13 protein-coding genes and 1 tRNA gene are annotated in these 12,747 nt (G+C 69.7%); 9 read left to right on the top strand and 5 right to left on the bottom strand.

Annotated features, from left to right (window positions below; genetic code table 11):
- Positions 1 to 26: 26 nt before the first annotated feature.
- From AB0H88_RS27700 to AB0H88_RS27690, 3 genes are read right to left on the bottom strand one after another with little or no spacing between them, the layout of a single operon-like run.
- Positions 27 to 911, bottom strand: coding sequence for a hypothetical protein (locus AB0H88_RS27700; RefSeq protein ID WP_357649267.1), 885 nt, complete (start codon positions 909 to 911; stop codon positions 27 to 29).
- Positions 908 to 1,258, bottom strand: coding sequence for a PadR family transcriptional regulator (locus AB0H88_RS27695; protein WP_357649265.1), 351 nt, complete (start codon positions 1,256 to 1,258; stop codon positions 908 to 910). The genes AB0H88_RS27700 and AB0H88_RS27695 overlap by 4 nt, the downstream gene beginning before the upstream one ends.
- A gap of 39 nt (positions 1,259 to 1,297) precedes the next feature.
- Positions 1,298 to 1,804, bottom strand: a complete 507-nt coding sequence (locus AB0H88_RS27690) for an NUDIX hydrolase (RefSeq protein WP_357649263.1) — start codon at positions 1,802 to 1,804, stop codon at positions 1,298 to 1,300.
- A 74-nt stretch (positions 1,805 to 1,878) separates the two neighbouring features.
- On the opposite strand from AB0H88_RS27690, the gene AB0H88_RS27685 reads away from it, so the two are divergent.
- Complete coding sequence (locus AB0H88_RS27685) at positions 1,879 to 3,033, top strand: hypothetical protein (protein ID WP_357649261.1); 1,155 nt, start codon at positions 1,879 to 1,881, stop codon at positions 3,031 to 3,033.
- A gap of 3 nt (positions 3,034 to 3,036) precedes the next feature.
- On the opposite strand, the gene AB0H88_RS27680 is transcribed toward AB0H88_RS27685, so the two are convergent.
- Together AB0H88_RS27680 and AB0H88_RS27675 are read right to left on the bottom strand one after the other, a co-directional pair.
- Complete coding sequence (locus tag AB0H88_RS27680; protein ID WP_357649260.1) at positions 3,037 to 3,780, bottom strand: ABC transporter permease; 744 nt, start codon at positions 3,778 to 3,780, stop codon at positions 3,037 to 3,039.
- A complete protein-coding gene (locus AB0H88_RS27675) occupies positions 3,761 to 4,810 on the bottom strand; it encodes an ATP-binding cassette domain-containing protein (protein WP_357649258.1) in 1,050 nt (349 codons plus the stop codon). Before AB0H88_RS27675 ends, AB0H88_RS27680 begins: the two co-directional genes overlap by 20 nt.
- A 249-nt stretch (positions 4,811 to 5,059) precedes the next feature.
- Here AB0H88_RS27675 and AB0H88_RS27670 point away from each other — a divergent pair, with 249 nt between their 5' ends.
- From AB0H88_RS27670 to AB0H88_RS27635, 8 genes are all read left to right on the top strand, one after another.
- On the top strand, positions 5,060 to 6,070 hold the full coding sequence (locus AB0H88_RS27670) for a GH25 family lysozyme (RefSeq protein ID WP_357649255.1): 1,011 nt from the start codon (positions 5,060 to 5,062) through the stop codon (positions 6,068 to 6,070).
- A gap of 175 nt (positions 6,071 to 6,245) precedes the next feature.
- The gene (locus AB0H88_RS27665; RefSeq protein WP_357649252.1) at positions 6,246 to 6,752 is read left to right on the top strand and encodes an NlpC/P60 family protein; all 507 of its coding nucleotides are present in this window, start codon (positions 6,246 to 6,248) and stop codon (positions 6,750 to 6,752) included.
- 57 nt (positions 6,753 to 6,809) lie between these two features.
- Positions 6,810 to 7,673 carry a phosphotransferase gene (locus tag AB0H88_RS27660; protein ID WP_357649250.1) on the top strand — a complete coding sequence of 288 codons (864 nt, stop codon included), beginning with the start codon at positions 6,810 to 6,812 and terminating at the stop codon, positions 7,671 to 7,673.
- Positions 7,674 to 7,779: 106 nt separating this feature from the next.
- Positions 7,780 to 7,983, top strand: a complete 204-nt coding sequence (locus tag AB0H88_RS27655) for a transposase (RefSeq protein WP_357649248.1) — start codon at positions 7,780 to 7,782, stop codon at positions 7,981 to 7,983.
- Positions 7,984 to 8,051: 68 nt separating this feature from the next.
- A tRNA-Thr gene (locus tag AB0H88_RS27650) sits at positions 8,052 to 8,124 on the top strand.
- Positions 8,125 to 8,229: 105 nt separating this feature from the next.
- The gene (locus AB0H88_RS27645; RefSeq protein ID WP_357649246.1) at positions 8,230 to 8,652 is read left to right on the top strand and encodes a DUF6247 family protein; all 423 of its coding nucleotides are present in this window, start codon (positions 8,230 to 8,232) and stop codon (positions 8,650 to 8,652) included.
- A gap of 151 nt (positions 8,653 to 8,803) precedes the next feature.
- Complete coding sequence (locus AB0H88_RS27640) at positions 8,804 to 9,286, top strand: hypothetical protein (protein WP_357649244.1); 483 nt, start codon at positions 8,804 to 8,806, stop codon at positions 9,284 to 9,286.
- Positions 9,287 to 9,469: 183 nt separating this feature from the next.
- Positions 9,470 to 12,721: a DUF4132 domain-containing protein gene (locus AB0H88_RS27635; protein ID WP_357649242.1), complete on the top strand. Its 3,252-nt coding sequence runs from the start codon at positions 9,470 to 9,472 to the stop codon at positions 12,719 to 12,721.
- Positions 12,722 to 12,747: the final 26 nt, after the last annotated feature.

The raw sequence follows: 12,747 nt of genomic DNA, 5'->3' as shown, positions 1-12,747 counted from the left end.
AACATACCCCGTTTAACGGAGTATGGTCAATCCAGGGCGTGCCGCCGCTGCCGATAGGGTGCGAACGCGGTCGCCAGGGTCAGCACGAGCAGTACGCCCCAGTAGGCGAGGTGCTGCCTGGTCAGCTCGTCGCCGTGCAGGCCCAGGCCGCCCGAGGTGACCAGCAGGTAGATGCCCGAGGCCAGCGCCCAGCGTGGGTCGCGGGCCAGGTACGCGCCCGCCACGGCCAGCCCCAGCACGACGACCTCGACGACCATCTTGCTCAGGCCGATCGGGAGCCGGGAGTCCGCCGGCAGCAACGACGGGCCCGCCCACGCGACCACCGGCGCCGCCACGAACCACCACCACGACCGGACACGGGGCCGGTGCCGCCGCCAGGCCAGCACCGCCAGACCGGACAGGGCGACCCCGTAGCCCAAGGCCACCTCGAGCGGGCTGCTGGTCTCGAACAGGGGATGGTCGGCGAGCGGTGAGGGGTAGACCGGCAGGAGGGTGAGGTCCAAGGGCTGCCAGCCGCCGGCGATCGAGACCGCCTTGACGCCGGTGGCGAGGGTGAGCAGGAACGCCGTCCGCGTCCATCCGCGCATGATCGCCAGCAGCGCGAGCGCCGACAGCAGCGTCCACAGCGGCAGCGAGCCCGCGAACGGCAGCAGCGCGGCCAGGTTCACCGCCGACACCGCCGTGACCCCGAGATGCAGGCCGTCCGCCCACGCGGTGCCCGTCGCCTGATGGGTGATGCGGGTGCGCACGCCGCCCAGGAGCAGTCCCCACACTTCCCTGAGCACCGGGGCGGACTGTCCTGGAGTAGCGGATTCGAGCAGGACGTCGAGTAATTCGTCGCCGTGTGCCACGCGGTACTGTCTCGGATAGGTCAGCAGCAGCCTGCGGTAGCGCCGTTCGAGCGCGGTCATGCGGTCAGGCGGCGGACGAGGGACGCGAACGTGGTCGGCCGCAGGACGAGGGACGCGGCTTCCTGCATGCGTCTCGCCTCGGCTTCCACCAGCGACTGGCCCTCGTCGGTGATCCTGAAGTAGCGCCTGTTGCGGCCGTTGACCGTCTCCTCGCGGTCCACGGCGATCACGCCTCGCTCGTTGAGCCGCTCAAGGATGCCGTAGAGGGTGCCGACAGAGGGCTGGACCCGGCCGCCGGACAGCTCCTTGATCGACTTGCTGATCGCGTGTCCGTGCAGCGGTCCGCCGCGCAGCGCGGTGAGCACGAAGTACATCGGCTCGCTGACTTCTGAGGTTCCCCTGGGCATGGAACGAGATTATTCCGTTAAACGAAGCGTGTGCAACGGTTAGAGCGTCCGGTACGCGGTCAGCCAGATCTGCCCGGCGCACAACCGTTCCACCTCCTCGGCCGGGAGCCAGTCGGCCCGCGTGCTCTCCGACCCCAGAGGGGGCCGTACGGCGGGCCCCGGCGAGTCGAGTCGCGCCTGGAACAGCACCAGATTCGTCAGCGCCCCATAGCGGTACCCATCGGGCACCGGCCCCGTCAGCTCGATCCGCAACCACGCGAAAACCGACAGCTCCTCGGGCGCCAGGACCAGCCCGGTCTCCTCGGCCAGCTCGCGGACGGCCGCGTCCACGGGGGACTCGCCGGGTTCGAGGTGGCCGCCGGGGATGTCCCAGCCGCGTCCCGCCCGGTCGACGCAGGTCAGCAGCATCCTGTCGGCGTCGTCCCGTACGACGGCGAAGGCCGTGGTGACCTGGCCGGTCGGCGGCAGCCGGGAGGACAGGACGACCTCCAGTCGGTGCGCCACGGGGATCCATGGCGCGGTCTCCGTCGCAATCACGTAATCCATGGTCTATTTCCCCTCAAAACGGATGACAAGGCATGATCTGTGGTAACCACGGAAGATTGGGCAACACCCTGTATATGCTTCGTTACATAACGAGACAATGGACGGTCGCGGTTCCCCTGCTGGCGCTCCTCTCTCTGGCACTGTCATGGGGTCGCGAACTTCCCATCGTCCTGGTGATCATCGTGGCCGTGGTGCTCGCCGGCGCCGTCCTGGCCGCCGTGCACCACGCCGAGGTCATCGCGCACCGGGTGGGCGAGCCGTTCGGCTCGCTGGTGCTGGCCGTGGCCGTGACGGTGATCGAGGTGGCGTTGATCGTCAGTTTGATGATCTCAGGTGGCGAGCAGTCGGCGTCACTGGCCCGTGACACGGTGTTCGCCGCGGTCATGATCACCTGTAACGGCATCGTCGGGCTGTCACTGCTCGCCGGAGCGCTCCGGCGAAAGGTGGCGGTCTTCAACGCCGAGGGCACGGGGGGCGCGCTGGCGACGGTCGCGACGCTGAGCACGCTCAGCCTCGCGCTGCCGACCTTCACGACGAGCGCCAAGGGGCCCGCCTTCTCCGCCGCGCAGCTCGGGTTCGCGGCGGTGGTGTCGCTCCTGTTGTACGGGCTGTTCGTGCTGACGCAGACCGTACGGCACCGCGACTACTTCCTGCCGGTCACCACCGAGGACGCGCCCGCCACGGCTGACGGCGGGGCTGCCACCACCGAGGGTGCGCCCGCCACGGCTGACGGCGGGGCTGCCGCCGCCGAGGAGCACGCGCCGCGGCCTTCGGCGCGGGCCACCATGATCAGCCTCGGGCTGCTGCTGGTGGCCCTGGTGGCGGTCGTCGGCCTGGCCAAGGTCGAGTCGCCGGTGATCGAGCTGGCGGTCTCGTCGGCCGGGCTGCCCCAGGCGGTGGTCGGTGTGGTGATCGCGCTGCTGGTGCTGCTGCCGGAGACCATCGCCGCCGTCCGCGCGGCCAAGCGCGACCAGATGCAGATCAGCCTCAACCTGGCCCTGGGCTCGGCGATGGCCAGCATCGGGCTGACGATACCGGTCATCGCGGTGGCCTCGATCTGGCTGACGGGGCCGCTCATGCTCGGCCTCGGCGCCACGCACCTGGTGCTGCTGGGGCTGACCTTCATCGTCTCGACGCTCACCGTGGTGCCGGGGCGGGCGACGCTGCTGCAGAGCGGCGTGCATCTGGTGCTGTTCGCCGCGTTCCTGTTTTTGGCGATCAGCCCCTGAGAGTCACACGCCTCGGCGCATCGCTCGGTTGCCCAGCCAGAGCCCGATCGCGGCGATGAGGCAGGTGGCCGCCGTGCCGTACAGGATGGACAGGTTGGTGAGGTCGCCCGAGAAGAGGGCGCGCTGGGCCTCGACGATGTACGAGATCGGGTTGATCTGTCCGACCACCCGCAGCCACGCGGGCCCGGTCTCCACGGGCAGCAGCACCCCTGACAGCAGCAGGATCGGGAAGAGCACCACCTGGGTGACCAGGTAGAACAGGTTCCCGCTGGGCGCCGACTTGATCGCGAGGACGAACGAGAGCGCCCCCAGCCCGACGCCCAGCACGATCAACATCGCGAGCCCGGCCAGCACGCCCGCCGGATACAGCCGGAAGCCCAGCGGGAGCGCCAGCAGGATGATCAGCACGGCCTGGCAGAGCAGGACCGCCATCTCCTTCATCGTCCTGCCGACCAGCATGGCCGTACGGTTCAGCGGGGTGACCATCAGCCGCTCCATCGAGCCGCCGAGCAACTCGACCAGCATCAGATAGCCCGACGACATGGGCGCCGTCAGGGACATCATGACGAGAATGCCCGGCACGAACCACTGCCACGACGAGCCCATCGCCCCATCGAGCAGCGAGCCGAACAGGTACAGGAACAGCAGCGGCTGCCCCATCGCGAACAACAGCCCGACTGGCTCGCGCAGCGCGGGGGTGATTTCGCGGGTGAAGACCGTCGCGGTGTCACGAAGGAATGTCGTCATCGGTGAGACTTCTCCCGGTAAGAGTGAGGAACACGTCGTCGAGGGTCGGGCGGGCGGTCTCGGCGGTGGCGACCTTGACGCCGTTCGCTTCCAGCGTGCGCAGATATTCGGGCAGGGCCGTGGCCGCGTTGGCGACGCGCAGCCGCACGGTCGTGCCTTCGACCTCGACCGCCGCCTCGACCGCCGCCTCGCCTGCCCTCCCGCCTGTCCTTCCGTTTGTCGTCCCGACGGCCGCCGGGATGGCCGTCCCGGCTGACGTCCTGACCGCCGCCTCGCTGCCGCCGAGCCGGGCGGCCGTGGCCGCCTCCTGCTCCGTCGTGGTGGTGATCGTGATGCGGTCGCCGGCCAGGTCGTTCTTGAGTCCTCCCGCCGTGCCGTCCGCGATGATCTCGCCGTTGTCGATGATCACCACGCGTTCGGCCATGCTGTCGGCCTCTTCGAGGTAGTGGGTGGTCAGGAAGAGCGTCGTGCCGTACGCCTCCCGCAGCCGCAGGATGTGCGACCAGACCTCGGCGCGGCTCTTGGGGTCGAGGCCGGTGGACGGCTCGTCGAGGAAGAGCAGTTCCGGGCGGTGGACGAGGCCGAGCGCGATGTCGAGGCGGCGGCGCTGCCCGCCCGACAGCGTGCCGGGCTTGCGCTGGGCCAGCGGCCGCAGTTCGAGCAGGTCGAGCAGCTCGTCGGCGCGCCTGCTCGCCTCCGCGGGGGCCAGGCCGTAGCAGCGGCCGTGGGTGACGAGTTCGTCGCGGACGCGGAAGTTCTCGCCGGCGCCGTTCCTCTGGCCGACGTACCCGATGCGGGCGCGTACGCCGGCGGGATCGCGGGCGATGTCCCGGCCCGCCACGGTGGCGGTGCCGGAGGTGGGCGGCAGCAGGGTGGTCAGCATGCGGAGGGTGGTGGACTTGCCGGCGCCGTTCGGGCCGAGGAAGGCGACCAGCTGGCCGGCCTCCACATCGAGATCGATGCCGCGTACGGCCTCGACGGCCTCTTTCTTCAGCTTGAACACTCGGGTCAGTCCCCGGGCGTGGATCATGGTCGTTCTCCTCCGGGCATGGCGAAGAAACCCCAGGTCGGGGGCTCGGTTGAGGATCGGAAACAGCTTGAGCCAGATAAAGCCGGTTTGGCAAACGTGAATGTGACGTTCATAAACGTCTCCCACCTGCGAAAGCGCCATCTCGTACACACCCTGTGGATGACCAATTTCCGGCCGCTGAAATGCGGTTTTATACCGATATAGGAAATTTCTTGCGAGGCCGCTGGGCGCTCCGCGATGATCTCCCGCGTGAAACGTCTGTTGTTGTTATTGGCGGCGGTCGCGACGGCCGGGATGACCGGCACCGCATGGGCCGCCGACGGGGTCGCCGGGGTCGACGTCAGCAACTGGACCGGCGAGATCGACTGGCCGGCCGTCGCGTCCGGCGGCGGGAAGTTCGCGTTCGTCCACGCCACCGAGGGGACCGACTACCGCAATCCCTCCTTCGACGCGCAGTACGGTGGCGCGGCGGCGGCCGGGTTGCTACGCGGGGCGTACCACTTCGCGCAGCCGCACGAGTCCGACGGCGCCGCCCAGGCCGACTTCTTCCTGCAGAACGGCGGGGACTGGAAGATCGACGGGTGGACGTTGCCCGGAGTGCTCGACCTGGAGGAGAACCCGTACAAGGACAAGAACGGCAAGAACGGCTGCTACGGCCTGTCGCAGAAGGACATGGTCGGCTGGATCAAGTCGTTCACGGCGAAGTACCGGGAGCAGACCGGCCGCCAGGCGATCATCTACACGACCAGGGCCTGGTGGCAGACGTGCACCGGCGACTCCGGCAAGTTCGGCGCCCACCCGCTGTGGCTGGCCCGCTGGGGCGGCGATCCCGGTGAGCTGCCCAAGGGCTGGGAGCGGCACACGTTCTGGCAGTCGGCCGAGAAGGGCACGCTGGCCGGCGGCCAGAACTCCTTCAACGGCTCCGAGGACGAGCTGGGGGAGCTGGCCAACCCGCCCGCCGAGGTGACGGTCTCCGGCCTGGCCAGGAACAGGAAGACGTACACGGTCACCGTGTCCAACACGGGCCCGGTCACCGTCACGCACGTCAAGGTGGCCGGGCGCGCGTTCGGCGGCCAGCGGGTGGTGCGGGCGCCGGGCTGCGACTTCAGTGGTACGGCGCTGCGCTGCGACGTCGCCGAGCTCCGGCGCGGCCAGAAGACGACACTGACCTTCACCACGAACGCGAAGACCAAGAGCAAGGGCAAGGTCGGCATCCGTGTCACGGTCGGCTCGGTGAACCTCACCCTCACGGCCCGATAAACCGGGTGCGCTCGCCGGTCCGCCAGCCGGTCCGCCAGCCGGTCCGCCAGCCGGTCCGCCAGCCGGGCCGGCAGCCGGATCACTCATCGGGCCGCTCGCCGGGCCGCCCGATAAAGCAGAATAAATCCCGATGCCTAGGTTGCGAGGGTTAGCGGCGGTATCGGGATGGCGTTGGGTGGCGATCGCCCTCGTCCTGCTGACCGCCACCGCGTCGGTGCCGCTCCTGCGGTTCCCCGCCCCTTCGGCGATCGTCAGAATCGCCTACGAGATCGAGCAGCGGGGCGTCGTCTACTCCTGGGGAGGCGGCCACGCTACGGACCCGGGGCCGTCGAAGGGCACCTGCCTGGGCTACCGGGGAAAGACGCGGCCCTGCCCGGCGGCCAGGACGCGGGGGCTCGACTGCTCGGGTTTCACCAGGTGGGTGTACGCCCGAGCCTTCGGCGCCGACGTGCTCGGCCCCGGCACCACCGACGCCCACGTACGCAGGCTGCGCCGGGTCGGCCTGGCCGAACCAGGCGACCTCGTTTTCTTCGGAAAAATCACCAAAAACACCGTTAAGACCCACCACGTAGGCGTCTATCTGGGCCACGGCAAGATGATGAACGCCCCCGAGACGGGAGCCTCGGTACGCGTCGACGACATCCGACGGATCAAGGACCTCGCGGGCTTCTACCGCTACTGACCTCAGTGTGTACGGTCCGGACCAGCCTGCGACGGGAGTGAGAGGAGGCCGGTAGTCGTGAGCGATGCTAAGCGCATCGATGGTGAGCTGATCCAGCGCTTGCTGTCCCAACGCGTGACAGGGTATGAGCCGCTGGCTGGATTCGCGGCCAACACGGTCGCCGCAGTGACCCTGGAGTCCGGGGCACGCGCTGTCTTCAAGGCCGCCGCCGCGCGTGAAGTCGAGGTGGAGTTATGGGCCTTGCAATCCATGTCGGAGAGGGGCGTTCCGGTCCCCGAGGTCATCGCCGGCGCGCCGGACGCGGAGATCCCGTACCTGGTGACGCGACTCGTCTCCGGCGAGCCGGGAGTCGCGTCGCTCAAGGCGGCGTCCGAGATGGGACGGTTGCTGCGTGCCGTGCACTCTCTTCCTGTGAAGGGAGCAGGCTTTTTCAAGGAGGCGTCCGGCTCGCCACCATGCGCCGGTGAGGGAACCTGGGCTGACCAGGTCGCGGGGCTGCCGGATCGACTCGGCCCTGTCGCCGATGCCGGGATCTTGACCCCGACGCTCTTTTCCCGATGTCGGGATCTCCTCGCGGACGGTACCCGGTGGGATCAGCCCTGCGTGTACGTGCACGGTGATTTCCACCCGCGGCATGTCCTATCGGTCGGGTCCCGGATCGAGGGGATCATCGACTGGGCGGACTGCGGTGCCGCCAGCCCATGGTTGGACCTGGCCAGGATGGACTTCCGCGAGCCCGGCTTGCAACGCGCGATGCTCGACGCGTACTTCCCCGCGGGCATTCCACTCGACGCGCCCTTGCACATCGCGAACCACCGACTGCTCTACATGCTGCTGGCACTCGTGTGGGAGTACGAGTGCGACGGGGACTGGCTGCACGAGCGCGTGCCCGGCATCGAATCGGCACTCACCACAACCTAGATGCGCCGCCGCAAGGACAGTGGTCATCGCAGTAGCAACTCGGTATGGCGTGTAACGCATGTCGCCTATCGGAAATTGAGAGACCCAGGAGCTACTGTGTGCCGCTATGGATAGGCGATGGGTCGGGATAGACGGCTACGAGGTCGTTCTCGCCGAGCGTGACGGGCGACAGGTGCTCCGGGTGCGCAGGGACGGGGTTGCCGTCGCCGACTGCGTGTCGGTCGCGGAGGTGGCCCGGCACGTCGATCTGGCCGATCTCTGCGAGGTGGTGGAGCTGCGGTTCCAGCGGGGTTACGAGGCGGTCGGCTAGTGGGGCTGACGAGTTCGCGTCATCGCTGAGGGCCGTGTATGGTTACACCTGTCCGCAGCGCCGGACAGGCCCCTATAGCTCAGTCGGCAGAGCGTCTCCATGGTAAGGAGAAGGTCAACGGTTCGATTCCGTTTGGGGGCTCGCACTCTGATAAGGCAATTCGCCCGACCCGTGAAATCGCGGAGTCGGGCGTTTCTCGTTGTGCGCGATATCTGCGCGACGACCTTGATTAACCCACTGGTCTAGTTGGGAATTCGAGGACTTCGCCACACAGTAGAACGTCAGCCGGAACGCTGCGGCCAAGGCGCTCATCCGCATGGCACACGCCGTACGCCGGAGGAGATCCGGGCGTCGCTCAAAGATGACCGCAGCCCCGAAGCCATCCGTGCCGCGCTGCCGGCCGAGGACCACGCGCTGTTCGACCGCGAGTACCGGACTGCGCTGGACCAGGCGAAGATCTCCTACGATTTGGCACCCGTCCAGGAGTTCCAGACGCGCTGGTGGATGACCGCCGTCCTCAAGGCCGACCCGGACGAGTACGCGGAGACCCTCCAGACTGGAGAGCGCGCAGCGGAGTACTACGAGCGGGGAGAACGCCCGCCTGGCGCCACGCTGTGGGATGACGCCGTTGACGCCGATCTCCGGGAACGTATCAAGCGCGGCCAGTAGGCTCGCCTGGCGTACGCCGTCGAGTTCGATCCGCCAGCGGAGAAACAACGCGACACGCTGCCGGTCGAGGCACCGAGATGATCATCTCAAGCACGCACGTAAAGCTGGTCCGTCGCGGAACGTTCAGTTGAAGTCAGCCGTCTGATCGATCATGGTCCTACGTCATCTGAAACGCTCACCCGCTCTGCTGTGCGCCCTGGCAGCGCCATTGCTGTACGCCGCAGCGACCCTGGCCGCGCTCCAGTTGGCCGCCCACCCGACGGAGCTCGAAGACCCTGTGCTGCTACACCGGCTGGACAGGGAAATCGCGCAGGCGCGGCAGGTGACGCTCAGCATCACCCTCATCCTCGCCGTCGAGGCGGCCTTGCTCGCCGCGCTGGGTGGTCGGCTGAATCGTCGATCGACCGCCGGCGGCCTCGTGCTGTGCACGGCCACCAGCGTGGTCTACCTGTTGACTCTGGCCCTGGCTGTATTGGCCACTTACGCCATCGTGCTATATCCCGCTGGCGATTTCGATCTTGGGCTGGTCTTTCCCGGCTGGTACTTTCCTGCACTGATCATCCTCGGCCTCATGGCCCTCACCGGGTTGACCGTCTGGCTGTCCGTCGCGGTCAGGAGCGCCTCAGTCTCTTGATGGTCGACGGCTGCGGTCGCAGCGGACGCATACAGTGACGTGCCACGTTCCCCGAACATGTTCCGCAGCCCGCAACCGAGGCTCCATGAGCGTGGCCCGCGCAAGACCCCGGACACTCGTCCTCTTCACCCCCGTGACAATCCGCGCGGGTATTGTCGGCCGGGGACGCTAGCGTGCTCGTCCATGTCCGAGAACGCGCTCGTGATTCCCGAGCATCAGCGAAAGCGCCTCCACCCCCGGCGTGGCGGCGGCACGCCCGCGGCGCCCGCTGCCATCGATCCCGGCGCCGCCGAGCGGCTGCGCAAGGCCCTGACGGAGTCGCAGGAGAGGGCCGAACAGCTGCTCAACCACGGGGGAAGCGCTCCCGAGCTGGTCGAATCCGCCCGCGCCCACCTGGATGGCCCCGCGAACCCCACCGGCGCGGCCGTCCTCGCGGCCGCCGTCGCGAAAGGGACCATCGAGACGCAGGACCTCGCGGACGCGTGGGTCGCCGAGCACGGTCTGGCGTTCGCGGCCGCGGCGACGGCCGGGCTCGCCCGTGTCCAGATCGAGCCCGACGGAGGAGGCAGGGGTCGGCGTCTTCAGCTGGTGCGCCACGACGACCCCGCGTTCTTGTGGGGTCGCGGCGACGCCTTCGACGACGTCGCTCCCCGTGTGCGCGCGCTCATCGCAGCGGCCGGTGACGAGGAGTACCGGGACGTCGTCACGGTGCTGGCGGAATGCCGCCAGGACCTGATCGCGCGGATCGCCACGGCGTTCCTGGCGCCGTCGCAGACCGGCTGGGTGGACGACCTGTGCGCCGAACTGCCAGACAATCTGCCGCCCTGCCTGGCGCAGCGGGTCATGTGCTCGCTCGGCACGGCAGACCAGGTCGCGAAGTTCCGTGGGACGCAGCAGCCGTGGGAGTGGCTGGTCAGGGACCACCTCCTGCACACCGCGGCCGACGGGCTCGGTCCCGCACTGGCCCCTCTCCTGGCCGACCTCATCGACCGCACGGCCGATCCTCTCGCGTTGGAGGTCATGGGCATCCTGCCGTCCGACGAGGCGCTGAAGGCCCTGGTGGAACGCCTCGACCGGCCGGGCGTGCACGCGGTCGTCGTCGAGGCCGCGAAGCGCTTCCCGGAACGCGCGCGCCGGACTTTCCGCGACGCCGTGGACTCCGGCCCAGAGGAGATCGCCCGGTACGCGGCGCGCCTTCTGGGCGGCCCGGCCGTGCGGGAGGCGGGGTGGCCCGACGAGGCCGCGCCGGAGGACCTGCCGTCCGTGCTGGCCGACCCGCCCTGGGCCAGGGGCCTGCCAGACCGGAAGCGCGCCACTGTCAAGAGCCTCGAACCCCCGGCCGAGCGGACGGCCGTATGGGAGCCCGGTGAACGCGAGCGGTGGGCTGCTCCCCCGACCGGCGAAAAGGTCGATTGGGAGAAGGAGATCGAGCTCTTCCGCGACCGCCAGCTGCCCGCCGAACGGCAGTGGGACCTGTTCCTGTCCGGCCCGGAGGAGGACGTCCGCTCCCTGCTCGCCCGCTGGCGGCCCAGCCTGACCGGGGCCGACCCCGAACGGCTGGAGCCGATCCTGGCGCGCTTCTCCGTGGACGCCGCCCCGGCGGCGCTGGACATGGCCGAGATGCGGCCCGCCGCTACCGCGGAGCTCCTGCTCCCGTTCTGCGACGCCGCGATCGCCGCGCAGATGGCGGAGTGGCGGCTGCGGCGCCCGGCGCTGCGCCCCGTCGCGGAACGCTGGTTCGCCCGACACGCGGCGGCCGCGGCACGCGCGCTGGTCCCCGCCGCGCTCTCCGCCGCGAAAAGGGCCGCCGACCAGCGGGCGCGGCGCGACGCGGAGATGGCGCTGGTCTACCTCGCCTCGCATGGGCACACCGACAACGTCCTGGCAGCCGGCCAAGACCACGGCTCCAAGGCCGCCGCCGAGATCGAGGCGCTGCTCGCGCTCGACCTGATGACGGCCGCCCTCCCCGCACAGATCCCCGATGCCCCGGAGTGGCTGGACCCGTACCTGATCCCCCAGGTGCTGCTGCGGGACGGGCGGGCCCTGCCCGGCGCGGCGGCCGGCCACCTGGTCACGCTCCTCACCGTGTCCGAGTTCGACGACGTCCACCCGGGCGTGGAGGCGGTGCGGGAGGCGTGCGATCCCGCCTCCCTCGCCGCGTTCGCCTGGAAGATCTTCGAGCTGTCCGGCCTGCGCGAGCGCGGTGGCGGCCGAGGCCTCGAGAACGAGGGCTGGGTCATGGCCGCGCTGGGCCTGCTCGGGGACGACGCCACGGCCCGCGACCTGACGCCGTTGATCCGCAAGTGGCCGGGCATGAACGGGAACCGCATGGCCGTCGCAGGGCTCGACGCGCTCGTCGCGATCGGCACCGACACCGCGCTCAGCGAGCTCAACGGCATCGCCGAACGGATTAAGTACAAGGGCCTGCAGGGCCAGGCGCGGGACCGGATCGCCGCGCTCGCCGCCGACCGCGGGCTGACCGCCGAGCGGCTCGCCGACCGGCTCGTCCCCGACCTGGGCCTGGACGCGGCGGGCACGCTCGTCCTCGACTACGGCCCGCGCCGGTTCACGGTCGGGTTCGACGCGCAGCTCAAGCCGTTCGTGCTCGACGAGGACGGCACGCGGCGGGCGAGCCTCCCCAAACCCGGCGCGCGCGATGACGCCGAGCTGGCCCCGGCGGCGCACAAGCGGTTCACCGCGCTGAAGAAGGAGGCGCGCACCACTGCGGCCGCACAGCTGGAGCGGCTGGAGCGGGCGATGGTCGCCGGGCGGCGCTGGAGCGCGGACGAGTTCCGCGAGCTCATCGTCGGGCATCCCTTGATCTGGCACATCGCCCGCCGGCTGCTGTGGACGGCCGGGGGCCGTACGTTCCGGATCGCCGAGGACCGCTCGCTCGCCGACATCGACGACGCCGAGCTCGCCGTGGCCGGCACCGACGAGGTCGGGCTCGCCCACCCCCTGCATGTGCCCGCGGACGAGCTGGGGGCGTGGTCCGACGTCTTCGCCGACTACGAGATCGTCCAGCCGTTCCCCCAGATCGGCCGCCCGGTCCACGCGCTGACCGAGGGCGAGCGTGCCGCGGCCGCGCTCGACCGGTTCCGCGGCCTGACCGTCACGACTGGGGCGGTGCAGGGCATGGAGCGGCGTGGCTGGGACCGTGGCGTCCCGCAGGACAACGGCATCATCTTCTGGATCTCGCGGCGCTTCCCCGGCGCCCGGACGGTCGTGCTGGACCTCGACCCCGGCATTTCGGTCGTCGCTCCGGGAGACTGGCCGGAGCAGCAGATCGAAGAGGTCTGTATTATCCCCGGCCACGACCCGTCCCGGCGGTCCGGCGCCTGGCATTCCGCGACCTTCGCCGACCTCGACGCGATGAACGCCTCGGAGCTCCTGACCGACATCCTCCACCTCACCGACGGCCGCACGGCCACGTAGGCCGTCGCCCCGGCCGGGATGAAGCG

Source organism: Nonomuraea sp. NPDC050680 (genome assembly GCF_040654555.1).
Taxonomy (GTDB): Bacteria; Actinomycetota; Actinomycetes; order Streptosporangiales; family Streptosporangiaceae; genus Nonomuraea.
This window is presented reverse-complemented; position numbering and strand designations above follow the sequence as displayed.